Source organism: Paenibacillus sp. FSL R5-0527, assembly GCF_038008055.1.
In the GTDB taxonomy this organism is placed as follows: Bacteria; Bacillota; Bacilli; order Paenibacillales; family Paenibacillaceae; genus Fontibacillus; species Fontibacillus macerans.
This window is the reverse complement of sequence record NZ_JBBOYI010000001.1, coordinates 5,203,836-5,229,539: the sequence shown is the minus strand read 5'-3', so window position 1 is coordinate 5,229,539 and position 25,704 is coordinate 5,203,836. Positions and strand designations below refer to the sequence as shown.

The window sequence follows — 25,704 nt, the reverse complement described above, 5'->3', positions numbered from 1 at the left end:
CCAATGCAAGCGGCCGCTTTTCATTTTTGCGGGTTGTGTGGGTTGACAAGATGCGCCGGCAGAGATATTCTGCCAATGAACATATGCTCATGTACAATAATTGCTGGAGGCAGTTTTTATGGAAAAAGATGTGCATTCGTTTTTGAGTCCGGATACGCTTGAAAAAGTTTCGACGATTTTCAAAGCTCTGTCGGATCCTACCCGAATTAAAATTTTGTATTTGCTCTCCGAAGAGGAATGTTCGGTAACGCATATGTCGGAGGTGCTGAACTTGTCGCAATCGGCGGTATCCCATCAGCTGAGCATGCTGAGGAATTTGCGCCTGGTGAAATACCGCAGGGAAGCAAACACGCTGTACTACAGCTGCGATGACGAGCATGTCATCTCGCTGCTGACCCAGGCGATCCAGCACGCTAAATGCGATTAAGAGAGGATGAGGGGATGATGGAGAACGATTTGGAGTTGGATTTTGATTTGGAACCTTGCCGGGAATTGGCGGAGCGTTCGGGGTTAAGCGAAGCGGACAGACAACTTGTGCGCGAGCTGATCGGCCAAGTGGAAAAGCTGTCGGCGGAGAATGTCCGGCTGCGCAAAGCGCTGCTGCGGGCTTCCCGGAACGGGGCGCGGATGTCGAGCAAACTCAAAGAAGCGTTATACGAATAAACTAAAAAAGCTGTCCCGCGTAAGTGAAGTCAATTCGCCGGGAACAGCTTTTATTCATGTGTCGGATTGATTTTGCTCTGTTTGCGCGGGTTCTTTTTTACGAAATCTTGGTCCAACATAATTGCGTTTGCGGTCGCGGAAAAAAATCCAGCCGCCCAAAAAGCCGACGCCTGCGGCAAACAGCAGCAATCCAAAACCGAATTGCAGCCAGTCGAACGTGACTTTGGCAAGCGAATCGTCGCCGTGTTTGGACATATAATCAAATAGGGCATCCTTTATTTTAAGGAACCCGGTCATGGCGGCTATGCCTGGTATCACCAGCATAAGAATAGCAATGAACCGGGAAATCATCAGCTTCATGGAGCAGGATCGTCCTTTCCGATCAGAAATGGCATTCCTCTTCATCATACCTTGTTCGGCATGTTCTGTCCATTTCAGGACCGGATTTGTATTAAGGGCAAAACAGGGTAAAATAGGAGTTGGATTTATGGCGCAAACGCATGGGACTTATATATAGCGATTTTAAAAGAATGGTGGAGATTTGATTATGGCAATCCAATGTGATGTGGCGATTTTAGGAGGGGGCACGGGAGGTTATATTGCCGCGATTCGCGCTGCCCAACTCGGCAAGGAAGTCGTAATTATCGAACAGGACAAGCTGGGCGGAACCTGCCTGCACCGCGGCTGCATTCCGAGCAAGGCGCTGCTGCGCAGCGCGGAGCTGTATGCGCAAATGAAGGAGAGCGCCGCTTTCGGCATTGAGACGAGCGGGCTGACATTGGTGTTTCCCAAAGTGCAGGAAAGAAAAGGGCAAATCGTCGAGCAACTGCACAAAGGTGTTCAATATTTAATGCGGAAGCATAATATCAAGGTGATTCAGGGCAGGGGCAGGGTCACCGGTCCTTCGATCTTTTCCCCGAAAAGCGGGGCGGTTGCCGTGGAGCTGGCGAATGGCGAAATGGAGACGGTCGTCCCGGCCAATCTGATCATCGCCACCGGTTCGCGGCCGCGTACGCTGCCCGGTCTGGTTCCCGACGGAAAGCATGTGCTGAGCAGCGACGAAGCGCTCGTATTGGAGGAGCTTCCGGGTGCGATGATCATCGTCGGCGGTGGGGTGATCGGTGTCGAATGGACTTCCCTGCTGAGCGATTTCGGGGTGGAAGTCACGATCGTGGAAGCGGCGGATCAACTGCTCCCGGCGGAGGACGAGGATGTGGCCCGCGAACTGCGCAAGCAGTTGGAGAAGCGCGGCGTAAAAGTGCTGACCGGGGTGAAGGTGGATCCCGAATCCTGCGAGATTCAGGAGGGGCAGGTACATATAACGGCACTGCAGGGAGAAAAGCCGCTGCGGCTGCAGGCGGACAAGCTGCTGCTTTCGATCGGCCGGCAGGCGAACGTGGAAAACATCGGATTGGAAAATACCGACATCGGTTTAGACCGGGGCTTCATCCGGGTAAATGAATATATGCAGACGACGGAGCCGCATATCTACGCGATCGGCGACTGCATCGGCGGTTTGCAGCTGGCCCACGCCGCCAGCCATGAAGGATTGACGGCCGTGCACCATTTGGCCGGAGAGAGCTCGCATGCTTATCACGCCTCCCAGGTGCCGCGCTGCGTCTATACCCGCCCGGAGGTCGCTTCAGTGGGGCTTACGGCCAAAGAGGCCAAAGTCAAAGGATATGAAGTGAAGGAGGGCAAAGTTCCGTTTTCGGCGATCGGGAAAGCGCTGGTGCAGGGGGAAAGCGGAGGGTTCGTCAAAATGGTCGCCGATGCTCGCACGAACGATATTTTGGGCGTCCACATGATCGGTCCGCATGTCACCGAGCTGATCAGCCAGGCCGCGCTTGCGCAGCTGCTTGACGCGACGCCGTGGGAAATCGGACAAGCGGTGTTTGCCCATCCGACGCTCTCGGAAATTATCGGGGAAGCGGCCTTGGCTGTCGAAGGAAACTCGCTTTCTTTATAGAGGTTGTGCTGAAAACCCGACTTTTTGAACACGAACTTAAAAGCATTTCGCGGATAAAGTTTTCTTTTTGGCGGAAAAGCGTTTATAATAAGGTTATTCCAAGTCTTAGTACCAGGTTTTAAGATTAGATGTAACAAGGTGCTAATCTTGCCTTTCAACCCAATGTAAGTTAAACAAAGGAGGTAACTCCCATGAACGCCAAAAGTTCAGTGCAAACCAAACCTAAACATGAGCAACTCGGATTGTCGGACACGGAAGTCGTCGAGATGTACAAATACATGGTGCTCGCGCGCAAATTCGATGAGCGCTGTCTGCTGCTGCAGCGGGCGGGAAAAATCAATTTCCATGTCTCCGGCATCGGACAGGAGACGGCGCAGATCGCCGCGGCGTTTGCGCTTGACCGGGAGCGCGATTACTTTTTGCCCTATTACCGCGACTACGGCTTTGTAATGGCGGTAGGCATGACTTTGGAGGAGCTGATGCTGTCGGCGTTCGCTAAAGCGGGCGACCCGAACAGTGGCGGTCGGCAAATGCCGGGCCACTTCGGCAGCAAGCGGCTGCGCATCGTGACGGGCTCCAGCCCGGTAACAACGCAGGTTCCGCACGCCGTTGGCTTTGCTTTGGCCGCCAAAATGCAAAAAAAGGATATTGTCTCGTATGTGACGTTTGGGGAAGGCTCCAGCAACCAGGGCGACTTCCATGAAGGCCTGAACTTTGCCGGCGTTCAGAAGCTGCCGGTCATCTTCCTGTGCGAAAACAACCAATACGCCATCTCGGTGCCGATCAAGAAGCAGCTTGGCGGCCGGGTGGTCGACCGGGCCCTGGGCTACGGCTTTCCGGGCATCCGGGTCGACGGCAACGACGCCCTCGAGGTTTACCGCGTCGTGAAGGAGGCCAGGGAGCGGGCCGTTAGCGGAGAGGGGCCGACGTTGATCGAAGCGATGATGTACCGTTTGTCCCCGCACTCCACTTCGGATAACGATCTGGCTTACCGGACAAAAGAAGAAGTCGATGAGAACTGGAAAAAGGACGGCATCCCGAAAATGAAATCCTATCTGATCGAACACGGCTTATGGAGCGAGGAACGCGACGAAGCGCTGCTTAAGGATATCCAGCAGCAGCTAAAGGACGCGCTGAAGGCGGCGGAAGACGCGCCGTACCCGAAACCGGAGGATACGCTGCTGCACGTGTACGCCAGCGAAGGAGAGGTGTAAGTTATGCCGGTAATGGAATATATCGACGCGATTCGTCTGGCGATGAAAGAGGAAATGGAGCGCGACGAAAGCGTGTTTGTGTTAGGGGAAGACGTCGGCGTCAAGGGCGGCGTGTTTACGACGACGAAAGGGCTGCAGGAGCAGTTCGGGGAGATGCGCGTGATCGATACGCCGCTGGCGGAATCGGCGATCGCCGGCGTGGCGATCGGCGCGGCCATGTACGGCATGAAGCCGATTGCCGAAATGCAGTATTCGGATTTTATGCTGCCGGCCACGAACCAAATTATTAGCGAGGCGGCGAAGATCCGCTACCGTTCCAACAACGACTGGAATTGTCCTGTCGTGGTGCGCGCGCCGATCGGCGGCGGCATTTTTGGCGGGTTGTACCATTCCCAGTGCCCGGAATCGATCTTTTTTGGCACCCCGGGCCTGAAAATCGTCGCCCCTTATTCGGCTTACGATGCCAAGGGCTTGCTGAAAGCGGCGATTCGCGATCCCGATCCCGTGCTGTTCTTTGAGAACAAGAAATGCTACAAGCTGATTAAAGAGGACGTCCCCGAGGACGATTACATCGTGCCGATCGGCCAGGCGAAGGTGCTGCGCGAAGGCACGGACATTACCGTGATCGGCTACAGTCTGCCGCTGCATTTCGCGATGCAGGCCGCCGCGGAGCTGGAGGCGGAGCAGGGCATCAGCGCGCATATCTTGGACTTGCGCACGCTGCAGCCGCTGGACCGCGAGGCGATTATTGCGGCGGCCCGTAAAACCGGCAAAGTGCTGATCGTGCACGAGGACAATAAAACCGGCGGCATCGGCGCCGAGGTGGCGGCGATCGTTTCCGAGGAGTGCCTGTTCGAGCTGGACGCGCCGATTGGGAGATTGTGCGGGCCGGACGTGCCGGCGATGCCGATCAGTCCGCCGATGGAGAAGTTTTTTATGCTTAGCAAGGATAAAGTCAAAGAAGCGATGCTTCAATTGGCGCTTTATTAACGGGAGTGAGGATTTCATGCCAAACCAAAAAACGTTAACCGACGTCGCGTTGCCCCAGCTAGCGGAATCGCTCGTTTCGGCGACCATCGGAAAGTGGCTGAAAAAGCCGGGAGATCCGGTCGAGCAATACGAACCGATTTGCGAAGTGATCACGGATAAAGTCAACGCTGAAATTCCGTCGACGGTGGACGGGATTATGGGCGAACTCCTGGCCCAGGAAGGTCAGGAAATCCAGGTGGGAACGGTCATCTGCCGGATCGAGACGGCTGTGGAGGCGGCCGGTTCCGCAGCCGGCGATACATCCCTGGCCACCGCCGGACCAGGTTCGACGGTGGCCCCTGCGCCGAGCCTCGCGGCAAGCGACGGCACGCAGCGCAGCCGTTACTCGCCGGCGGTGCAGACACTGGCGGCCGAACACGGCCTGGATCTGCGCCAGATCGCCGGCACCGGGCTGGGCGGGCGCGTGACCCGCAAGGACGTGCTGGCCTTTATCGAGCGCGGCGGGGCCGCTTCGGCGGCTTCTGCATCCGCGGGAGCAGCAGCCAGCCAGCCGACGCAGCCATCGCAGCAGCAGCCGGCTCAGCCGGGCGCAGCATCTGCGGCAGCGGCACCGGTTGAGCCGGCCCCGTACGCCGCTCCGGCCAGCGCGATCCCGGCCGGACTGAACGCCGCCGTTTCCGAGCCGGTGCGCAATTCCGGCCTGCATTTGACGGAAACGCCGCGGATTCCGACAATCGAAGTGGAGAATGGCGACCGCTCCGAATATTTCATCGACGTGACCCCGATCCGCAACACGATTGCGACGCGGATGCGCCAAAGCGTGTCGGAAATTCCGCATGGCTGGATGATGATCGAGGTGGACGTGACGAACCTCGTGCAGCTCCGCAATAAGCTGAAGGATGAGTTTAAGAAAAAGGAAGGCGTCAATTTAACGTATTTGGCTTTCCTTCTTAAAGCCGTTGTCGGCGCGATCAAGGATTATCCGATCATGAACTCGGTCTGGGCGGTGGACAAAATCATCGTCAAACGGGACATCAATATCTCGCTTGCCGTAGGCACCGAAGATTCCGTCATGACGCCTGTGATCAAAAAAGCCGACCAGAAAAACATCGCCGGCCTTGCCCGGGAAATTGAAGAGCTGGCGTCGAAAGTCCGCTCCGGCAAGCTGAAGCTGGACGATATGCAGGGCGGAACGTTTACCGTGAACAACACGGGGTCCTTCGGTTCTATTTTGACGCAGCCGATCATCAATTATCCGCAGGCCGCTATTCTAACGTTCGAGTCGATCGTCAAAAGACCGGTCGTCATCAACGACATGATCGCCGTGCGTTCCATGGCCAACCTTTGTTTGTCCCTTGACCACCGCATCCTGGACGGCGTCATTTGCGGCCGCTTTATGCAGCGGGTGAAGGACAATATGGAAAGCTACTCTTTGGATACTCAGGTATATTAATTCCAACCTAAAAAAGAGGCGAAAGCAGATGAACAACATTCCCTTGAAAGTGATGTATTATCCGATGATGGAGTACGGGGAAGCGTGGGAACTGCAAAAGCGCTTGGTTAAAGCGATAGACGGAGAACAGCAGCAGGAGCACCTGCTGCTGCTTCAGCATCCGCCGACATATACGATCGGTTCCCAGCGCCACCCCGAGCATTTGCTGCTTGGTCCGGAAGAGCTTAAGCAGCGGGGGATTTCCGTGTTTGAAATCGACCGCGGCGGAGATATTACATACCATGGTCCGGGACAGCTGGTCGGGTATCCGCTGCTCTGGCTGGAAGCCGGCCAGGGCCTTGATTTGCACGGTTATCTGCGCCAGCTGGAGCAGGTGATTATCAATTATTTGGCCCGTTTTGGGGTGGAAGGCAGCAGAAAACCGGAATACACCGGCGTTTGGGTCGGGGATGTCAAAATTTGCGCCATCGGCGTGAAGTTTAATAAATGCCGTCATAAAAGAGGGTTTATTACGAGCCACGGCTTTGCTTTGAATGTGAAGTCGGGCATCCAGGAGGATGGCTTTCGCGGCATCATTCCCTGCGGCATTCAGGAATATGGGGTAACTTCGCTGGAAGACGTCACCGGCCGGAACTTTACCGTTGAAGAGGCTGCGCGCGATCTCGTTCCGCTGTTTTCCGAGGTGTTCGGCCGGTCCGGAGCGTTTGAGCCGGCGGTTAACGAATAAAAAGCGGCTCCAGGAAGGCGAGCAGCGTGGAAGCCAGCATCGCAAACAGCATCAAATATACGACGATTCTCATCCATTTTTTTTGCATAGCGAAAACTCCTCCAACATAAACGTAAATTTCACTTATTCTATCGTAACGAAGAAAGCGAGGAAAGTCCAATGATCAACGAAACCAGAGTCATCGGACAGTTTTTGGAGCTCGTGCAAATCGACAGCGAGACCAAACACGAACGCCTTATTGCGGATTATTTGAAAAACAAACTGGCCGAACTCGGCTTGGACGTGGTAGAGGACGAATCCCAAAAAGAGACCGGCCACGGCGCCGGCAATTTGATCGCGACTCTGGCGGCCAGCGGAGGCGTTGACGCCGAGCCGTTCCTGTTCTCCTGCCACATGGATACGGTAGAGCCCGGGAAAGGGATCAAACCGGTCGTCGGCGAAGACGGATGGATCCGCAGCGACGGAACGACGATTTTGGGCGCGGACGATAAGGCCGGACTGGCCGTACTGCTGGAAGTGATCCAGGTGCTGAGCGAACGGAATATCCCCCACGGAAAAATCCAGTTCGTCATCTCGGCCGGCGAGGAGTCGAACCTGAGAGGGGCTAGGGCGCTCGACGTCAAGCATCTGGACGCCAAATTCGGATTCGCCCTTGATACGAACGGCGAAGTCGGGACGATTTGCGTCGGGGCTCCGACCCTGGCACGGGTCGAAATCGAAATTTTCGGCAAATCGGCGCATGCCGGGGTCAATCCGGAAGACGGCATCAGCGCGATTCAGGTCGCCGGCAAGGCGATTGCCCGGATGAATCTCGGCCGCATCGATGACGAAACGACGGCCAATATCGGAAAATTTGAAGGCGGCGGCCCGACCAATGTCGTACCGGATCACGTCAAATTGTACGGCGAGGCGCGCAGTCTTTCCCAGGTCAAGGTGGAGCGGCAGCTGGAGGAAATGAAGGAGGCCGTGGAAGCGGTCTGCCGGGATTACGGGGCCAAAGGGAAATTTCACAGCGAGATCATGTACCGGGGGTTCCTTATTTCCAAGGAGGAGACAGCGCTGCGGATTGCCCGGAAGGCGGCGGCAGCGCTGGATTTGTCCGGCGATACCTTCGTCTCCGGGGGCGGCAGCGACGCCAACGTGCTGAACGGCTACGGGATTCCGACCGTAAACCTTGCGATCGGTTATGAGAACATTCATACCACCGAGGAAAAAATCAAAACGGACGACATCGTCAAAGCGGCGGAATTCGCGCTTGAAATCGTCCGGCAGTCCTGCATCGTGTAAACGGTCCGGGAACGCGGCAGCCCAGGGCCGGAAAGGCGCCTTGGGCTGCCGTTATGTTAATGCAGCAGCGTTGCCGCCCGGGCCGGCCTGGGTTCCGTTTGTTCCGCGGAACTAACGGTGCGCCAGCCCGAGGTTTGGATAATATGTAGGGCTTGGTTGAAATCTTCCAAATACTTGCGGATTTTGATTCTCTCCGCTTCGGGCGGATGGTAGATTTCCATTCTGCGCCGCAGGTTTAACATCGCTTCCTGCAAATAACAGGAAGCCGCGCCGAAGCGGGCGGCGGCCAAATTCCCGCTCTGTTCGGCGATCGCCTCAAAGATCGCTGCGGCTTCCCGATAATATCCCTCGTCATAACGCATTTCCGCCCAAATATAGCTAAGCTCCAAAAAAGGGGGAGATGGCCTGCTTAGCGTTTCGGGATCGATCAGGGCAATCCGTTTTTTGGCCAGTTCCGCATAACCTGCTTTATATAAGGACTGCACCAGCGCGCTGAGCAGATGGATATCGCTTTGTCCTGCTATTTTATCGGCAAACTGGATTCGTCCTTTCTCAACGGAGATTTGAATCAACTGTACCATTTTGGCCATATTCTGAGGTTGTCCGACGGGACTACGCATAATTCACCCCCCGCTTTCTATTAACCTGAAACGATGCAACTGAATAACCGGCAACCGGGAATCGATCAGATCCGTCAGTTTTGCCTCCGGCCCCGCTTCTTTCAGCCATTGCGCCAGCAAAACGCGGATTTGCCACGCCTTGCCCTGGGCCCGGACGGCGGTCGGAGAAAAGCAGCTTTTCATTTTCAAAGGCTCCTTTCCTGAGCAGGTTTGGTATAATAACAGCATATGCCCTTATTGGACAAGTTATGTGCAAGGATTCGCGCATTTCTTTACGCGTTATATAAAAGGAGGACGTTAAACATGGCAGCTGATCAATTAAAAGAAACGACGGTTTCGACCGATCCGGTATTTTCCGGGAAAATGATCTCTTTGCAAGTCGACACGGTCAAGCTTCCCGACGGTACGCTGGCGACGCGGGAGGTTGTGAAGCATTCCGGGGCCGTTGCGGTGCTGGCGGTCCATGAGGGGCGGCTGCTGCTCGTCGATCAATACCGTCAGGCGATGGGGCGCTGCGAGCTGGAGATTCCGGCAGGCAAGCTGGAAAAGGGAGAAGATCCGCTGGAGGCGGCGGCCAGAGAGCTTCAGGAGGAGACGGGCTATACTTGCGGCAAGCTGACGCATCTGCATTCTTTTTACACGTCCCCGGGGTTCGCGGATGAGATCATCCATCTGTATTGGGCCGAGGAGCTAAGCGCCGGCGAGATGGCCCCGGATGCCGACGAATTTCTCGAAGTCCACGAGGCGACGCTGGAGGAAGCGCTGCAGCATATCGCCGAGGGCCGGATCGCCGATGCGAAGACGATTTTGGCCGTATATATCTGGCAGCTGCGGCTCACTTGGGAAACGGCGGTCCGCTAAATCATGCGGCAGGAAACAGAAGGACTGCACACCGTGTTTGCCGATCTGCACATTCATATTGGCCGGACCGGGCGGGGGGAGCCGGTCAAAATCAGCGGCAGCCGCGATCTGACCTTTGCCAACATTGCGAAAGAAGCCGCCCTGCGCAAAGGGATCGGCCTGGTCGGCATCATCGACTGCCATTCCCCCGGGGTGCAGGAGGACATCGCCCAATGTCTGGAGCGGGGGGAGATGCACGAGTTGGCCGAGGGAGGCGTCGCTTATCAAGAGACGACGCTGCTGCTCGGCAGCGAGCTGGAGATTCGCGAGCCGGGGATGGGGCCGGCGCATTTGCTGGCGTTTTTTCCGACGTTTGCCGCGATTCGCGGGTTTACCGGCTGGCTGGAAAAAAGGATGAAAAACGTCATGTTAAGCTCGCAGCGCGTATACGCGCCGGCGCGTACGCTGCAGGAAGAGGTGTATGCGCGCGGGGGGATGATCATCCCGGCGCATATTTTTACGCCACACCGCAGCATCTACGGCAGCTGTGCGCCGCGCATGGACGACGTGCTCGACACGGCGCTGATCAACGCCGTCGAGCTGGGCCTAAGCGCCGACAGCGAAATGGCCGGGCTGATCAGCGAACTGGATCCGTTTACGATCCTGACCAATTCGGACGCCCATTCACTCGGCAAGATCGGCCGGGAATACAACGAGCTGCTGCTTGGCGCGGCAAATTACCGGGAGTTCGCCAAAGCGCTGAAGCAAGTGGACGGCCGGCGCGTCGCCGGCAATTACGGGCTGAATCCCCGGCTCGGCAAATACCACCGGACATACTGTGGCAACTGCAGCTATATTATCGACGAAGCGGAGGCGGCGGTGGAACGCTGCCCGTATTGCGGCAGTCCAAAGCTGGTGCGCGGCGTATACGACCGGATTCGCTCGATCGCGGACCGTCAGGCGCCCGCTGTTCCGGCGCACCGGCCGCCGTACCACTACCAGGTGCCGCTGGAGTTTATCCCGGGCCTGGGCCCGGCGAAGCTGGAGCTGCTGCTTGCCGCATTCGGCACCGAGATGAACATCCTGCACCATGTCCCGGAAGCGAAGCTCGCCGAAGTCGCCGGGCCGGAACTGGCCGCCCGGATCGCCGAGGCGCGAAGCGGCAGGCTGGAGCTGGCCGCCGGGGGCGGGGGGATTTACGGCAAAGTGAAGAAATCCTGAGCGCTGGCAGGCGCTGGTTAGGCATAAGGAAGGAAGCTTGTTCATAAATTTTTTCTAAGGCACAAGTATTTGAACAAGCGAGGAGGCTTTCTTACATGCTTCAACCGATACGCCATGCGCTTAAGGATCAAACCCCGTTGTACGTATTCGTTGCGGTGCTGTTTTTAATGGGCGTCGTGTTCGGAGCGCTGATGGTCAATGCGCTGACGCTGGAGCAGCAGCAGGATTTATCGCGATATTTCGGCGACTTTTTCTTATCGATCAACGAAGGCGGAACGGAGTTTCAGCCGATGTCGTACTGGGAGGTCGCCGTTTTACATTTGAAATGGCTGGGTTTGATATGGCTGCTTGGACTTTCCGTGATCGGTCTTCCGGGGATACTGATTCTCGATTTTTTGAAAGGCGTATTGATCGGCTTTACGGTGGGCTGCCTGGTCGGGCAATACACTTGGAAAGGGCTGCTGTTCGCCCTCGTTTCGATTGCGCCGCATAATCTGATCGTCATCCCCGCTTTGTTGATTGCGAGCGTGGCCGCCGTCAGTTTTTCGCTCAACATCATCCGATCGCGGGTCCTGCTGGGCGGCAGCGGCAACGCATCGCGCCCGTTTCTCTCCTACACCGGCCTGACGCTGGCGATGGCCGCCGTGCTGCTCGCGGTATCTTCGTTCGAAACGTGGGTCACGCCCGCGATGATGGCTTGGGTTACGCCGATGATATCGCCGAATGCCTTGTAGCCGCATTTACTGCAAATCGTCTGCATTCGGGATGTTACCGAAGTGAAATTTTCACTTTTTCGGAAGCATCCTGTTTCATTTTCTCTTAGAAGGGGATGTTCCCGTCGCCGCGAACAAAATACAGATTCGGATCGTATAGGCCCGGACATACGTCTGGAACATGACGGACGTTCGGAGCGCTGGTGCAGCCGCCTGCCAACCAAAGGACGGCAGGGATTGTGGAATTGGGAGTACATCGGCCTTTAAAATAGCGGCACTTTATGTACTTATTATCCGCAAACGGGCTTGTTGTTGCTCATTAGCGGCGTTTATGTACTTATTTTTCTAAGAATGGTCCAGAAATACGGGAATTTCATTGCGGCGGGGAAAATAACGGCATAAACCGCTTTTATTTTTCTCGAACGAACGGAAATCTCCGGAATAGCGGGCGTTTTTGCCTTTATTTTTTTCGCTGGAGTTGCTTGGGGAGATTTTTGGCATTGGTTTTTGTTTCGAAGGCAAAACAAAAAAGCGCCGCTGCCGCTGATTTTAAGAGGAGTCCAGCTCCTCACAGCAGGCTCAGAATGCCGAATATCCAAAAAATTACACCTAACGCTATGCTGATAACCCCGGCAAATTTGATGTAGTCGATAAAGCCGGCGCTTGGGTCCGAGTCCTTTGGCAAACCTATTGGCCGAAAAAGCCAAGACGTTGGCTTCTTGATCGCAAATATGCCCAAACAGACGATTAGAGCTCCAAGCAGGAGCAGAAAAATAGTAAAAAGCACGGGATCATCTCCTTAACAAATGTTACGGGCAGGATGGGGAATGGTTTCAGACTCTAGCAAAATGTTTGACTTTGTGGAATGACTCCCCCTATAATGAAAGAAGTGGTTATTGAAGTTTAATTGGATGTGCGGGAATGGCTGGGGGAGGGAGAACATGGAAGCAAAGATCGAAAAAATCAAACAACAGCTGCAATCCCACGGTTACAAATTGACGCCCCAGCGGGAAGCCACGGTACGCGTGTTGCTCGAAAACGAAGACGATCATTTAAGCGCGGAAGATGTTTTTATGCTCGTAAAGGATAAAGCGCCGGAAATCGGACTGGCGACCGTATATCGCACATTGGAACTGCTCAGCGAGCTTCATGTTGTCGAGAAGATCAATTTCGGCGACGGGGTGGCCCGGTACGATTTGCGCACGGACACGACAAAACATCACCATCATCACCTGATTTGCGTGCAGTGCGGGGCGATGGACGAAATTCGCGAGGACTGGCTCGGCCCATTAGAGGAGCGGCTGGAGAAAGAGTTTAATTTTACGGTGTTGGACCACCGCCTGGATTTTCAGGGGATCTGTCACCGGTGTAAAGATAAAAACAACGACCCGTCGGGGACTGGCGATACGAAATAATGTTCAAGGTGAGCTCCATACGGCTGCGTGCCGTAAGGGGCTTTTTAGTTGTGTGTCGGGACTTCTATGTCAGCGGAAGCCGAGCTAAAGCTCCCCGCTTTTTCCGAGGCTAACGCATACTCGTCCTTTCCTCTTTATATACTGAAAGAGAAGGCGCCTGCCCCTTGCCGGCAAGGGGGGCAGAAGTTCGAGGAAAGAGGGATGACCGATGGTGATTTCGCTTCGCCGCTGGCTGCGGTCCGTCAAATATTTGCTCCTGTTTGCGGCACTCACGTATACTTTGTATAGAACGTTTGGGCTTTTGGAGGCATATATGTTTTACGAGGATAAGTACCGGATTCCTGACGGTTCTGCCGTGAAGGTGTTTCATGCCGATCTTCCCGGCGGCGGGGAGAGGGCGTCATTGGCCGACCGGCTTAAGCTGTTTTATTGGTACGGAGAATGATGGACTTTTTTGTCCAACTTCTTGGGACGATCGGCAGGGAATCGGACCGTGAACGTGGAATATTGATCTGACCATAGAAAGGGGGGCGCGGAGCATGGAACAATATGCGGCCTCTTTTATTGCATTTTTGGCGGAGCAGCGGGAATTAAGCGGTTCGACGCTGGAAGCCTACGCACGGGATGTGAAGCAGTACATAAATTATTTGCGGCGGCGGCGGGTGGAGCATTTCCGGGAAGTGACGCGGGCCGGAATCCAGCTTTATTTCTCGGCGATGAAAGAGGAAGGCAAGGCTCCCGCCACGGTGATGCGCGTGTCGGTGACGCTGCGCGCTTTTTTCGAGTATTTGCTGCGGGAGCGGGTGATCGATCAGGACCCGTTTGTCATGGTGGAGCTGCCGAAGCTCGACAAAAAGCCGCCGCAAACATTAACGGTGGAGGAAACGGAGAAACTGCTGGAGACGCCGGATCCGGCCGCTCCGCTGGGCCTGCGCGACAAAGCGATGCTGGAGCTGCTGTATGCGACGGGAATCCGCGTGTCCGAGCTGATCTCGCTGGACGTTCGGCATGTGGATACGGCGCTGCGGTTTTGCCGCTGTCGCGGAGATAGCGGGAAGGAGCGCATCATTCCGTTCGGCGGTGTGACGGCGGAATGGCTGGAACGCTATTTGCGGGAAGGCCGGCCTCATTTGGCGCAAACGGAGGACGAACAGGCGCTGTTTCCGAATCGGCGCGGCGGGCGGATCAGCCGCCAGGGCTTCTGGAAGGTGATCAAGAAATACGGGCAAGAGGCCGGAATTAACGCCGACATTACGCCCCATACGCTGCGGCATTCCTTTGCCGTCCATCTGCTGGAACGCGGAGCGGACGTAAGATCGGTGCAGGAGATGCTGGGCCATGCCGATATGGCTACGATCCAGATGTACTTAAATCAGGCGAGACCGAACCTGAAATCGGTGTATGACGCCGCCCACCCGCGTGCCGGGCGCAAGCCGGAGCAGGGGAAAGGCACGGCGGCTCCGTCGTAATAACCGGCGGTATGGTTTTGGCCTGGCAAGGAATAACTAAGCAGCGAACATTAACGAGGTAGTTCAAAAAGGAGAGATCCCATATGCAAAACGGAAATCGGTTCAGAAAAATATCGGTGATCGTGCTGGACAGCGTCGGAATCGGCGAGCTGCCCGACGCGGCGCAGTTCGGCGACGAAGGGGCGCACACGCTCGGTCATATTTTGCAAACGGCTCATGGCACCAAGCTGCCGAATCTGCAAAAATTGGGCCTCGGCAATATCGCGGAGCTGCCGAATTTGGCTCCTGCCGCAGATCCTGCCGCCTATTACGGAAAGATGGCGGAGATTTCCGCGGGCAAGGACACGATGACCGGCCATTGGGAGCTGATGGGGCTTAAAACCGAAACGCCGTTTCAAACGTACCCGAACGGATTTCCGCAGGACTTAATCGCCCGTTTCGAGCAGGAGACCGGCCGCAAGGTGATCGGCAACAAGCCGGCTTCGGGGACGGAGATTTTGGTCGAGCTCGGGGAAGAGCACATGAAAACGGGGGCGTGGATCGTGTATACGTCGGCGGACAGCGTGTTTCAAATCGCCGCGCACGAAGAGATCATCCCGCTGCCCGAGCTTTATCGCGCGTGCGAAATCGCGCGCAAGCTGACGCTTGAGCCGGAGCATTCGGTCGGCCGGGTTATCGCCCGCCCGTTCGTCGGCTCGCCGGGCAACTTCCAGCGCACGCCGAACCGGCACGATTACGCGGTGAAGCCGCCGGAGCCGACCGTGCTGAACGCGCTGAAAAACGCCGGCCAAGACGTGGTGGCTGTCGGCAAGATCGGCGACATTTTCTCCGGCGAAGGCATTACGGCGTCGTTCCCGACGAAGAGCAACCGGCACGGCATCGAGGAAACGCTGCAGCGCCTGGATGAAGATTTTTCCGGCCTATTGTTTACGAATCTGGTCGATTTCGATTCCCTGTACGGCCATCGCCGCGATCCGCAAGGATATGCCCGCGCCTTGGAGGAATTCGATGCGGCTGTGCCGGATCTGCTCGCCAAGGTCGGCGAAAACGACCTGCTGGTGATTACCGCGGACCATGGCAACGACCCGGTCCATTCCGGGACGGATCATACGCGCGAATACGTGCCGCTGCTCATTTACGGGCCGTCCTTAAAGAACCCGGGCAGCCTCGGGGTGAGGGGAACGTATGCCGATCTGGCGGCCACGATCGCGGACAATTTCGGCGTTCAGGCCCCTGAACACGGCATCAGCTTTTTAAGCCAATTGAAATAAGATACGGGAGGACCATGTGTATGACGACAACTTTAACGATAGGCATGATCCGGGACGCGGCCGACTATATCCGCTCCCGGGCGGCGCACACGCCGAAGGTGGGCCTTATTTTGGGCTCGGGCCTCGGCGTGCTCGCCGATCACATCGAGCAGCCGGTCACCATCGCCTATAAGGACATTCCTTATTTTCCGCAATCCACGGTGGAGGGGCATGCGGGCGAGCTGCTGATCGGCACCGTTCAGGGAACGGCCGTCGTGCTGATGAAAGGCCGTTTCCACATGTATGAGGGATACGGCCCGGAGCTGACGGCCTTTCCCGTGCGCGTCATGAAGGAGCTTGGGGTATCGACGCTGCTGGTGACCAATGCGGCCGGTGGCGTGAACACCTCCTATTCGCCGGGCGATTTAATGCTGATTTCGGACCACATCAACCTGACCGGCAAAAATCCGCTCATCGGGCCAAACGATGGGGAACTGGGACCGCGCTTCCCGGATATGTCCCAAGCGTACAGCCGGCGGCTGCGGGATACAGCCCGCCAGGTCGCTGGCGAAAAAGGCGTTCCGCTTCAGGAGGGCGTCTATGCCGGGCTGCTGGGTCCGTCATACGAGACCCCGGCGGAAATCCGCATGCTCCGTACGCTGGGAGCCGACGCGGTCGGGATGTCGACCGTTTCCGAAGTAATCGTCGCCAGACATGCGGGACTTGAGGTGCTGGGCATTTCCTGCATCAGCAACATGGCTGCGGGGATCTTGGATCAGCCGCTTTCCCATGCGGAAGTCATGGAGACGACCGACCGCGTGCGCGAGAAATTTTTAAGCCTTGTTTTGGCCATTATTCCTAAAATGTAATCCCATAAGAAGAACGGAGGTAAGGATCGATGAGAGCTGTAGATCTGATCCGCAAAAAAAGAGACGGCCAGGAGCTGACGACCGAGGAAATCGGTTTTTTGGTCCGGGGGTACAGCGATGGGCGGATTCCCGACTATCAAATGTCCGCCTGGGCGATGGCCGTTTATTATCAAGGCATGAGCGCGCGGGAGACGGCCGATTTGACGATGGCGATGGCTGCGTCCGGCGAAACGATCGACTTAGGTTCGATTCGCGGCGTCAAGGTGGACAAGCATTCCACGGGCGGCGTCGGGGACAAAACGACGATCGTGCTTGGTCCCTTGGTGGCGGCGGCGGGCGTGCCTGTCGCTAAAATGTCCGGCCGGGGCTTGGGCCATACCGGCGGAACGATCGACAAGCTGGAAGCGATCTCCGGATTCTCCGTTGAGCTGGGCAAGGAGCGGTTTTTTCGGCAAGTGAACGAGATCGGCCTCGCCGTCGTCGGCCAAAGCGGGAATATGACGCCGGCCGACAAGAAGCTGTACGCGCTGCGCGACGTCACCGCGACGGTGGACTCGATCCCGCTGATCGCCAGCAGCGTCATGAGCAAAAAAATCGCCGCCGGCGCCGACGCGATCGTACTGGATGTCAAAACGGGCAGCGGCGCGTTTATGAAGACGCTGGAGGATTCGATTCGCCTGGCCAAAGCGATGGTCGATATCGGCACCCAGGTCGGACGGCGTACGGTGGCGGTGATCAGCGATATGGACCAGCCGCTCGGCTACGCGATCGGCAATGCGCTGGAGATCAAGGAAGCCGTCGCCACGCTGCGCGGCGAAGGGCCGGCGGATTTGGAGGAGGTCTGCCTGATTTTGGCCTCCCACATGCTGATCCTAGGCGGAAAAGCGGCTGACGAAGAAGAAGCCCATGCGCTGCTGAAGGCTAAACTGCAAAGCGGCGAGGCGTTGGACAAGCTGAAGGGCATGGTTTCCGCCCAAGGCGGGGATACGTCCCAGATCGATCGCCTTGACCTGCTGCCGAGCGCCGAGCTGCAAATTGAGGTGCGTTCCGAAAGCAAAGGCTACGTCGATTCGATCCAGGCCGAGGAGATCGGACTGGCGGCGATGATGCTCGGAGCCGGACGGGAAACGAAGGATTCCGTCATCGATCTGGGCGCCGGCGTCGAACTGCGCAAGAAAATCGGCGATCCGGTCGAAATCGGCGACACGCTGGCCGTGCTGCACTTAAACCGCGCCCGCGAGAGCGGCCGGGCCGAGGCGGAACGCCGGGTGCTGGGAGCTTACGGCATTTCGGGGACGAAGGTTCCGAGAAGGCCGCTGGTGTTTGCGCTTGTCACACCGGACGGCGTCAAAAGGTTCTGAAAGAGGTAGTTCAACCTTCTCGGTGCTGAAAAGCCGACTTTTTGAACAATCAATAAAGTTTTTAGACGGCATTTTCTGAAAATCGCGGGGTTCGCGATTTTTGGGAGTGCCGTTTTTTTGCGTTCAGGAATAAAATCCCACTTTGCAGCCGATACTAGGTTAGCAGAATCCAGTGTTTTTAAAGGGGGACTAATCTTGAACAGACGGCTGTTAATCTGGTTAGCCGCGTTCGTTCTGGCCGTTTCGGTTTGGCCGAATTACGCATTCGCCAACCACGGCGGCCCGCATGAAGAAGATGACGCTATCGCTCTGGCGGACAATGCCCGTTCCGCCGTGCTGATCGATGCGGATACCGGCACGGTAATTTACGAAAAGCAGAGCCATGAGCAATTGCCTCCGGCCAGCATTACGAAAATCATGACGATGCTGCTGACGATGGAGGCGGTCGACAAAGGGACGCTGAAGCTGAGCGACAAGGTGACGGCCAGCGAATACGCTTCGTCGATGGGCGGCTCGCAAATCTTCCTGGAGCCGGGCGAAGTGATGACGGTGGATGAGCTGCTGAAAGGCGTGGCGATGGCTTCCGGGAACGACGCCTCCGTGGCGCTTGCGGAAAAAATCGCCGGCTCGGAGAAAGCGTTCGTGAGGCTGATGAATGAACGGGCCAAGCAGCTTGGCATGAAGGACACGCATTTTGCCAACTGCAACGGTTTGCCGGTGGAAAATCACTATAGTTCGGCTCACGACATCGCTATCATGAGCCGGGAGCTGCTGAAGCATGAGGGGATTACAAAGTATACCGGGGCTTATCAAGATTACTTGCGCCAGGGCACGGAAAAGCCGTTTTGGCTTGTCAACACGAACAAGCTAGTCCGCTTCTACAGCGGCGCCGACGGCCTGAAGACCGGCTACACCTCGGAAGCGAAGTTTTGCTTGGCGGCTACCGCCAAACGCGACGGACTGCGCCTGATCGCCGTCGTGCTCGGCGAACCGAATACGAAGACGCGGAACAGCGAAGTTTCGGCGATGTTCGATTATGCTTTTTCCCAATATACATTGCATCCGATATATCAAGCCGGGGAAACGATCGGCAAGGTGAAGGTGCAGAAGGGGATGAGCGCGCAGATCGACCTGACCGCCGCCAAGGCGCTCAATGTGCTGGTAAAAAAAGGAGCTCCGGCGGAAAGCATTACGCACAAGCTGATCGCTCCGGAAAAATTGGCGGCGCCGGTTAAAGCGGGGCAATCGATCGGCAAGCTCGTCGTTTATCAGGACGGAAAGGTGCTTACCGAATTTGAGCTGACCGCTCCGGCTGATATCGGTAAGGCGGGCTGGTGGACGCTGTTCAAACGGACGGCCGCACACTTGTTTTTTGTAGATTAATAGGGCTTTTCTTCTAGTTTTGTCACCCGGCAGGAATCGGCCGGCGGGCCGTAGAATTGTTGTGTTCATGTCAGGGAGGAGAGTGAACAAAACGTGAATTTGCATGTGGAAATGGAAACGCGCCGCGACACGCTGATCGTACGCTTAAGCGGGGAATTGGACCATCATACGTCGGACGGCGTCCGGATGCGGATGGACGAAGAGATCGCCCGGGGGAACTGCCGCAATCTCGTTTTAAGTCTCAAAGAACTGCAGTTTATGGACAGCTCGGGGATCGGCGTCATTCTCGGAAGATACAAGCTGATCAAGCAAAAGGGCGGCAAAATGGTCGTGTGCGACGTGAATCCGCCGGTTTACCGGTTATTGGAAATGTCGGGATTGTTTAAAATCATGCCGATCTTTGAAAACGAGGGATTGGCGCTTTCGGATTTGGAGGTGGCCCTGTGAGCATGAATCAAGGCAGCAATTTTATGTCGCTCAAGTTTGCCGCCAGATCCGAAAACGAATCGTTTGCCCGGGTAACGGTGGCCGCATTCGTATCGCAACTCGACCCGACAATGGACGAGATTACCGATTTGAAGACGGTCGTGTCCGAAGCGGTGACGAATTCGATCATTCATGGCTATGACGGAAATCCGGACGGGATTGTGACGATTTCCGCCGAGATTGAAGGCGATACCGTCACGCTGATCATCGAGGATCAGGGCCGCGGAATCGAGGACGTGGAGCTGGCCAAGCAGCCGCTGTACACGTCCAAACCCGAGCTGGAGCGTTCCGGCATGGGATTTACGATTATGGAAAACTTCATGGACGAATTCGACGTCGTGAGCGAAGTGGGCGGCGGCACACGCATCCGGATGAAGAAAAGGATTGTATCCAAGAAAGCTTTATACAATTAGGGGTTGGATCTATGGATGCCGAAGTGAAGCAAACCTCGAGAGAGTTTTTGGACGACGCGGAAGTAAAGCGGTTAATCGCTCTGAGCCAGGCAGGGGACAACGCCGCCAGGGACCGGCTGGTAGGCTGCAATATCCGGCTCGTCTGGTCGGTCGTGCAGCGGTTTATGAATCGGGGGTACGAACCCGAAGATTTGTTTCAAATCGGCTGCATTGGACTGCTGAAGTCGGTGGACAAGTTTGACCTCAGCTACGATGTGAAGTTTTCGACCTATGCGGTTCCGATGATCATCGGGGAAATTCAGCGGTTTTTGCGCGATGACGGGACGCTGAAGGTCAGCCGGTCGCTGAAGGAAATGGCCAACAAAGTGCGCAAAAAGAAGGATGAATTGTCGAAGCTGATGGGCCGTCTCCCCACCGTCAAAGAGGTGGCCGAGGAGCTTGGGGTGACGCCGGAAGACGTCGTATTTGCCCAGGAGGCCAATAAGCCGCCGGCTTCCATCCATGAGACGGTATTTGAAAACGACGGGGATCCGATTACGCTGATGGATCAAATCGCCGACGAATCCCAGGAACGCTGGTTCGACAAGCTCGCCTTGCACGAGGCGATCGACGGTTTGACCGACCGGGAACGGCTGATCGTGTATTTGCGGTATTACCGGGATCAGACCCAGTCCGAGGTCGCTACGCGGCTGGGCATCTCCCAGGTGCAGGTTTCCCGGCTGGAGAAAAAAATACTGCAGAACATCCGCGATCAAATCGCGCAATAACGGTTAAGTTACCAGGCAGTTAACAGGCAAATGAATAGAGCCGAACCCTTCCAGTGATGAAATCCCCTCCAAGCAGGCGTTGCCAATGCGGCGCTTTGACTTGGAGGGGATGTTTTTGTGTTGGCGACTGGAACAGCTCGCGTATTCTATACGGGCGATGCGACATCCTATATAATAGAAGCATGTTCGACTAAAATTGAAAGCAAGGAGATTTTAACGATGAGTGTACATATCGCTGCCAAACCGGGCGACATTGCGGAAACGATTCTTTTGCCGGGCGATCCGCTGCGGGCGAAATTTATTGCTGAAACGTATTTGGAAAATGTAATATGCTACAACGAAGTGCGCGGGATGCTCGGATTTACCGGAACCTACCAAGGCAAAAAAATATCCGTCCAAGGGACCGGCATGGGCATTCCCTCCATCTCGATTTACGTTAATGAATTGATCAAGGAATACGGGGTCAAAAATTTGCTCCGCGTCGGCACCTGCGGCGGGATGCAGGAGCATGTGCATGTCCGCGACGTTATTTTGGCCCAGGCTTCCTGCACGGATTCCAGCATGAACCGCCATGTGTTCGGCGGCTTTGATTTTGCCCCGATCGCCAGCTTCCCGCTGCTCAAAACCGCTTACGAGTTCGGCGTCAAAAAGGGGCTGAAGCTGCATGTCGGCAGCATTTTCAGTTCGGACATGTTCTACCGCGACGATACGACCGTCACGAAGCTGCTGATGAAATACGGCGTGCTTGGAGTGGAGATGGAGACGACCGCGCTCTATACGCTGGCCGCCAAATACGGCGTAAACGCGCTGACGATTCTGACGGTGAGCGACCACCTGTTGACCGGCGAGGAGACGACCGCCGAAGAACGGCAGACGACCTTCAAGCAGATGATGGAAGTGGCGCTGGACACCGCGGTGACGTTGTAAGATCAAGCCGGATTTCAGAAGTAGAGGGACCGCACTGCCTGAATTTTTTGGAGGCCGCGGAAATAGCGGTAAAAAAGGTCCTTATTTTCATCAAGAAAGGGAATATGGCCTAAATAGAGGAGTTTTTTACCTCTATTTATAAAAATTTGAGGTCATATGGCGTTTTTTTAAGTCCGTTTCCCAAATAGGGCCCTAAAATTCCGCTATTTTGCATCATCAGAGATAATTACAAAAATAGCGCCATAAAATACCGCTATTTCCAGCAACAGCAGTGCTTCCCGTCCCCATCCACACATCAAAGGACCGCCTGAGCGAAATTCTCCGGCGGTTTTTTGGCGTTATGGGCATTCTCATTGAATTTTGTTGGCCTTATGTTAAACTCATGGATTGACCGATGGCTTTAGCAACGGCTGCCGTTTCAAACTAAAATAAAATGAGAACGCTTTTCTGACGTGTGGTGCGATCCGGCTGCCGCTAATGTTATCCAAATTGTCCTGGGAAGGAGACAAGCTATGAAAAGAATTTTTACCGATCGGCCGATCCAGTCCAAGCTGCTGATTTCTTTTTTGCCGATATTGGTGTTGTCGGTGGCGATGACCGGATGGTTTTCTTATCTTTCGGTTGCCGGGAAGCTGCAGCAGACGACTTATTATTCGCTGTCCGATCTGGTCCAGCAAACCTCGCTGTTTCTGGACGACAAATTCGCCACGGTGTTCGAGCAACTGGTGAGCATTGAGGACCATCCTTCGTTCCGCAGTATTTTGGCGGGCGAAGGGCAAGGCTACGACCAACGTCGCTATGATGACATCATCGGGCTGCACGACCGCTTCGAGGAGGTTTACCATACTTATTTTCAGATGATCGATTCCATCTATGTCGGCTTCAACAACGGACGTTCGTTCAATTTGCAAAAAGAATTCGTCCCCCGCCGGGTCAGCGCCGACCTTGCCGATTGGGTGGGCGAATATCAGCAGGCCGAACGCGGTTATTATTGGCTGAACAGCCATCAGGACGGGGTGTTCGATACGGTGGAGTCGCGAAAGGTGCTGAGCAATTTCAAAATCATCGGCACGCCAAGCTCGGAGGTCAGCGGACTGATTCTGATTAACTTACGGGAGAGTTATTTCCGCGACATTATGGAAAACGTCAAAATCAGCCCAAGCGGTACGCTGGCGCTGATCAGCCCGGACGGGACGTTGTTCTCCAAGCCGCTGGACGAGCGTTACGAAGTTGCGGAGGAGACGATCGCAAAGCTGCGGTCGCTGGCCGGAGAACGGGGGAGCCTGACCGCGCGGAGCTCCAGGGGGGAGAAGCTGACCATCGCCTACGATACGCTGCCGCTGAATCAGTGGGTGCTGGCGGCGATCGTGCCGGAACGCGATATTTTGGCGGGCGTCCATTCGATCAAATACATATCTTTTGGCATTACGCTCATCGTCCTGCTCGTGTTTGTTGTCGTGGCCGCTTGGGTGGCCCGCAAGCTGACGGATCCGATCCGTTACTTGTCCAAACAGGTGAGACGTTTCGAGCAGGGCAATCTGCAAGTGAATTTTCAGCTGAATGAGCGCAACGAAATCGGGGTGCTGGCGAACGGCCTGACCAGTCTGTCGGAAACGGTCCGGCAACTGCTGCAGGAGGTCCGCGACCAAGAACGGCAAAAACGGCGTATCGAGCTACATGCTTTGCAGGCGCAAATTCAGCCGCATTTTTTGTACAATACGCTCTGTTCGATCAAGCATCTAATCGATTTGCGGGAGAAGGAGAAAGCGTCGGAAATGGTCGCGGCGCTGACCCGGTTTTTCCGCATTGGCATCAGCAAGGGGAAAGAGGTCATTCCGATCGGCGAAGAAATCGAACACGTCCGCAGTTATTTGCAAATTTTGCACCTGCGCTACAGCAAAGATTTCGAGTTTAGGATTGACGTGGCGGACGAGCTGCTCACGTTATCCATTCCCAAGCTGACGCTGCAGCCGTTGGTGGAAAACGCGATTTACCACGGCATCAAAACGAAACGGGGCCGGGGGATCGTTTCCATTACCGGACGCCGGACGGGCGATAAAGCGATCCTGGAAGTGTACGACAACGGTTCGGGAATCACCCCGGACAAGCTGGTCCGGCTAGCGGGTTCTATCCGGGCTGATAGAATCGACGAGGCTGAAGAGCCGATCACTTACGGTCTGCGCAATTGCCACCGGCGGCTGGCGCTGCATTTTGGAGCTCCGTATGGTCTCAAATTGGAAAGCGTGCACGGGGAATTCACCCGGGTGATCGTTGAATTGCCTTTTACGGAGAAGGGGGAGGAATATGACAGTGAAGCTGCTGATCGCTGACGACGACGAGTGGATTTGCGAAGGGCTGAAGCGAAATATCGATTGGGGCGGGGCCGGGGTAGAGGTGGTCGGCACGGCCTCCGACGGTGAAGCCGCCTGGGAGCTGGCGCTTGAGCTGACGCCGGACATCGTGCTGACGGATATCCGCATGCCTTTTATGGACGGGCTGGAGCTGGCCGCGAAATTGCGGGAGCTGAGCCCGCGGGTCAAAACGATTTTCCTCACGGGTTACGACGATTTCAACTACGCCAAACAAGCGCTGAACTTGCAGGCGTTTGACTATATTTTGAAATATGAGGACAACGGCAAAATTTTGCAAACGGTCGTTGCCGCCGGAGAGCGTCTGCTCCGGGAACGGCAGGAGGAGGAAAAGTTAAGCAAAAGCCGGACGCTGATGGAAAATCAGCTGTTTGCCCATCTGTTTGAAGGCTGCTTTAACGGGGAGTGGGTGTCGCGCGAGCTGGAGCTGTTGGGCTTGGAGCTGTGCGGGAATGATTTTCAGGTGGCCGTCATCCGGCCGGAAAATTTGATGCGTTACTCCAGATCCGCCGATTATGAAGAAATCGACCTGCTGTTATTCTCCATCCGCAATGTATGCGCGGAATTATTGGGCGAAGGCGGTGAAGGAGATTCCTCGCCGCAGTGTTTCTTCGCGGTTTACAACCGGCAGGCGAATCTGATCTTCTGCTTGCCCCAGCCAGGCGCTGCGGTCGAGCTGCTGCCTTTGCTGGAACGGACGCGGCGGGCGCTTGCGCAGGTGCTGAAAATTCCGTTCAGCATCGGATTGGGCGGATGTTTTTCGGGGTATGACGGCATCGCCGCATCATACCGTGAAGCGCTGGCGGCGGTTCAGGTTCGGGAGGTGGCCGGCGAACCGGGGGTTTTTGTCAGCGGCGAGATTTTATCGCAGCAGAGCTCGCATCAGCTCATGCTGAAAAAAATGGAAGCCTACATTCACGCCCATCTCTGCGACGAGAGCCTGAGTCTCACGGCCATCGCCGCCGCGGTGCACATTTCGCCCCCCTACGTCAGCACATTGTTTAAAAAATACAAACAAGTCAACCTGGTCGACTACATCATCTCGGCGCGGATGGAGCGGGCGGCGGAAATGCTGGAGAAAACCGATTTCAAAGCGTATGAGATTGCCGAAAAGACAGGTTATTCGAACCCGCACTACTTCAGCGTTCTTTTTAAAAAACATCACGGGCTGTCCCCGACGGATTACCGGAAGAAGCATCAGCCGCCTCAGCCATTTTGATCATTTAAAGAGGTAGTTCAACACATATTTAAAGAAAACAAACATTATTTAAAAAATATTGAATTCCGCCGTCTAACGG

The 25,704-nt window shown here is 55.7% G+C and carries 29 protein-coding genes; 24 read left to right on the top strand and 5 right to left on the bottom strand.

Annotation, left to right across the window (positions count from 1 at the left end; translation table 11 throughout):
- The first annotated feature begins 118 nt into the window (after positions 1–118).
- Entirely contained in the window at positions 119–427 is a 309-nt protein-coding gene (locus NYE69_RS23165; protein WP_328272105.1) for an ArsR/SmtB family transcription factor, read from the top strand.
- 14 nt (positions 428–441) lie between these two features.
- Positions 442–663: a hypothetical protein gene (locus tag NYE69_RS23160; protein ID WP_340928099.1), complete on the top strand. Its 222-nt coding sequence runs from the start codon at positions 442–444 to the stop codon at positions 661–663.
- A gap of 54 nt (positions 664–717) precedes the next feature.
- Here the strand turns inward: NYE69_RS23160 and NYE69_RS23155 are convergent, their stop codons facing one another.
- Positions 718–1,023, bottom strand: a complete 306-nt coding sequence (locus tag NYE69_RS23155) for a DUF2627 domain-containing protein (RefSeq protein ID WP_328272103.1) — start codon at positions 1,021–1,023, stop codon at positions 718–720.
- Between the two features lie 187 nt (positions 1,024–1,210).
- Here NYE69_RS23155 and lpdA point away from each other — a divergent pair, with 187 nt between their 5' ends.
- From lpdA to lipB, 5 genes are all read left to right on the top strand, one after another.
- Positions 1,211–2,632, top strand: coding sequence for a dihydrolipoyl dehydrogenase (gene lpdA / locus NYE69_RS23150; protein ID WP_328272102.1), 1,422 nt, complete (start codon positions 1,211–1,213; stop codon positions 2,630–2,632).
- Between the two features lie 191 nt (positions 2,633–2,823).
- Positions 2,824–3,846 carry a thiamine pyrophosphate-dependent dehydrogenase E1 component subunit alpha gene (locus NYE69_RS23145; protein WP_328272101.1) on the top strand — a complete coding sequence of 341 codons (1,023 nt, stop codon included), beginning with the start codon at positions 2,824–2,826 and terminating at the stop codon, positions 3,844–3,846.
- A 3-nt stretch (positions 3,847–3,849) separates the two neighbouring features.
- Positions 3,850–4,836, top strand: coding sequence for an alpha-ketoacid dehydrogenase subunit beta (locus NYE69_RS23140; protein ID WP_036621800.1), 987 nt, complete (start codon positions 3,850–3,852; stop codon positions 4,834–4,836).
- Positions 4,837–4,852: 16 nt separating this feature from the next.
- Positions 4,853–6,289, top strand: coding sequence for a dihydrolipoamide acetyltransferase family protein (locus tag NYE69_RS23135; protein ID WP_340928095.1), 1,437 nt, complete (start codon positions 4,853–4,855; stop codon positions 6,287–6,289).
- A gap of 28 nt (positions 6,290–6,317) precedes the next feature.
- The gene (gene lipB, locus NYE69_RS23130; protein ID WP_328273042.1) at positions 6,318–7,016 is read left to right on the top strand and encodes a lipoyl(octanoyl) transferase LipB; all 699 of its coding nucleotides are present in this window, start codon (positions 6,318–6,320) and stop codon (positions 7,014–7,016) included.
- Here the strand turns inward: lipB and prli42 are convergent.
- Entirely contained in the window at positions 7,006–7,104 is a 99-nt protein-coding gene (gene prli42 / locus NYE69_RS23125; RefSeq protein WP_115311167.1) for a stressosome-associated protein Prli42, read from the bottom strand. The genes lipB and prli42 overlap by 11 nt on opposite strands.
- Positions 7,105–7,175: 71 nt before the next feature.
- Between prli42 and NYE69_RS23120 the strand changes: the two genes are divergently transcribed.
- Positions 7,176–8,303, top strand: a complete 1,128-nt coding sequence (locus tag NYE69_RS23120; protein ID WP_340928093.1) for a M20/M25/M40 family metallo-hydrolase — start codon at positions 7,176–7,178, stop codon at positions 8,301–8,303.
- Positions 8,304–8,359: 56 nt separating this feature from the next.
- Here the strand turns inward: NYE69_RS23120 and NYE69_RS23115 are convergent, their stop codons facing one another.
- Together NYE69_RS23115 and NYE69_RS23110 are read right to left on the bottom strand one after the other, a co-directional pair.
- On the bottom strand, positions 8,360–8,923 hold the full coding sequence (locus NYE69_RS23115; RefSeq protein WP_124333691.1) for a tetratricopeptide repeat protein: 564 nt from the start codon (positions 8,921–8,923) through the stop codon (positions 8,360–8,362).
- Between the two features lie 3 nt (positions 8,924–8,926).
- Entirely contained in the window at positions 8,927–9,106 is a 180-nt protein-coding gene (locus NYE69_RS23110) for a hypothetical protein (protein ID WP_036621812.1), read from the bottom strand.
- 120 nt (positions 9,107–9,226) lie between these two features.
- Here NYE69_RS23110 and NYE69_RS23105 point away from each other — a divergent pair, with 120 nt between their 5' ends.
- The 3 genes from NYE69_RS23105 (at position 9,227) to spoIIM (ending at position 11,718) form a co-directional block, all read left to right on the top strand.
- Entirely contained in the window at positions 9,227–9,784 is a 558-nt protein-coding gene (locus NYE69_RS23105) for an NUDIX hydrolase (RefSeq protein ID WP_340928091.1), read from the top strand.
- A gap of 3 nt (positions 9,785–9,787) precedes the next feature.
- Positions 9,788–10,984, top strand: coding sequence for an endonuclease Q family protein (locus NYE69_RS23100; protein WP_340928089.1), 1,197 nt, complete (start codon positions 9,788–9,790; stop codon positions 10,982–10,984).
- Positions 10,985–11,079: 95 nt separating this feature from the next.
- Positions 11,080–11,718, top strand: coding sequence for a stage II sporulation protein M (gene spoIIM / locus NYE69_RS23095; protein WP_124333694.1), 639 nt, complete (start codon positions 11,080–11,082; stop codon positions 11,716–11,718).
- A gap of 308 nt (positions 11,719–12,026) precedes the next feature.
- On the opposite strand, the gene NYE69_RS23090 is transcribed toward spoIIM, so the two are convergent.
- Entirely contained in the window at positions 12,027–12,296 is a 270-nt protein-coding gene (locus NYE69_RS23090) for a hypothetical protein (protein ID WP_340928088.1), read from the bottom strand.
- 342 nt (positions 12,297–12,638) lie between these two features.
- Here NYE69_RS23090 and fur point away from each other — a divergent pair, with 342 nt between their 5' ends.
- The 13 genes from fur to NYE69_RS23025 all read left to right on the top strand — a co-directional run bounded on the left by fur (position 12,639) and on the right by NYE69_RS23025 (position 25,625).
- Positions 12,639–13,112, top strand: coding sequence for a ferric iron uptake transcriptional regulator (fur, locus tag NYE69_RS23085; RefSeq protein WP_036621828.1), 474 nt, complete (start codon positions 12,639–12,641; stop codon positions 13,110–13,112).
- 208 nt (positions 13,113–13,320) lie between these two features.
- Positions 13,321–13,557, top strand: a complete 237-nt coding sequence (locus NYE69_RS23080) for a DUF4227 family protein (protein WP_124332632.1) — start codon at positions 13,321–13,323, stop codon at positions 13,555–13,557.
- A gap of 94 nt (positions 13,558–13,651) precedes the next feature.
- Positions 13,652–14,581, top strand: a complete 930-nt coding sequence (gene xerD / locus NYE69_RS23075) for a site-specific tyrosine recombinase XerD (protein WP_340928086.1) — start codon at positions 13,652–13,654, stop codon at positions 14,579–14,581.
- 83 nt (positions 14,582–14,664) lie between these two features.
- Positions 14,665–15,852, top strand: coding sequence for a phosphopentomutase (locus NYE69_RS23070; protein WP_340928085.1), 1,188 nt, complete (start codon positions 14,665–14,667; stop codon positions 15,850–15,852).
- A 20-nt stretch (positions 15,853–15,872) separates the two neighbouring features.
- Positions 15,873–16,700: a purine-nucleoside phosphorylase gene (locus tag NYE69_RS23065; RefSeq protein WP_340928084.1), complete on the top strand. Its 828-nt coding sequence runs from the start codon at positions 15,873–15,875 to the stop codon at positions 16,698–16,700.
- A gap of 29 nt (positions 16,701–16,729) precedes the next feature.
- The gene (locus NYE69_RS23060; protein WP_340928082.1) at positions 16,730–18,061 is read left to right on the top strand and encodes a pyrimidine-nucleoside phosphorylase; all 1,332 of its coding nucleotides are present in this window, start codon (positions 16,730–16,732) and stop codon (positions 18,059–18,061) included.
- Between the two features lie 195 nt (positions 18,062–18,256).
- Positions 18,257–19,444: a D-alanyl-D-alanine carboxypeptidase family protein gene (locus NYE69_RS23055; RefSeq protein ID WP_270618673.1), complete on the top strand. Its 1,188-nt coding sequence runs from the start codon at positions 18,257–18,259 to the stop codon at positions 19,442–19,444.
- Between the two features lie 93 nt (positions 19,445–19,537).
- Positions 19,538–19,891, top strand: coding sequence for an anti-sigma F factor antagonist (gene spoIIAA / locus NYE69_RS23050; RefSeq protein WP_036621841.1), 354 nt, complete (start codon positions 19,538–19,540; stop codon positions 19,889–19,891).
- 2 nt (positions 19,892–19,893) lie between these two features.
- Positions 19,894–20,343: an anti-sigma F factor gene (gene spoIIAB / locus NYE69_RS23045; protein ID WP_036621843.1), complete on the top strand. Its 450-nt coding sequence runs from the start codon at positions 19,894–19,896 to the stop codon at positions 20,341–20,343.
- Between the two features lie 11 nt (positions 20,344–20,354).
- Positions 20,355–21,110, top strand: a complete 756-nt coding sequence (sigF, locus tag NYE69_RS23040) for an RNA polymerase sporulation sigma factor SigF (protein ID WP_036621844.1) — start codon at positions 20,355–20,357, stop codon at positions 21,108–21,110.
- Positions 21,111–21,329: 219 nt separating this feature from the next.
- Complete coding sequence (gene deoD / locus NYE69_RS23035) at positions 21,330–22,037, top strand: purine-nucleoside phosphorylase (RefSeq protein WP_340928079.1); 708 nt, start codon at positions 21,330–21,332, stop codon at positions 22,035–22,037.
- 512 nt (positions 22,038–22,549) lie between these two features.
- The gene (locus tag NYE69_RS23030; protein ID WP_340928078.1) at positions 22,550–24,367 is read left to right on the top strand and encodes a sensor histidine kinase; all 1,818 of its coding nucleotides are present in this window, start codon (positions 22,550–22,552) and stop codon (positions 24,365–24,367) included.
- A complete protein-coding gene (locus NYE69_RS23025) occupies positions 24,342–25,625 on the top strand; it encodes a response regulator (RefSeq protein ID WP_328271473.1) in 1,284 nt (427 codons plus the stop codon). Before NYE69_RS23030 ends, NYE69_RS23025 begins: the two co-directional genes overlap by 26 nt.
- Positions 25,626–25,704 lie beyond the last annotated feature (79 nt).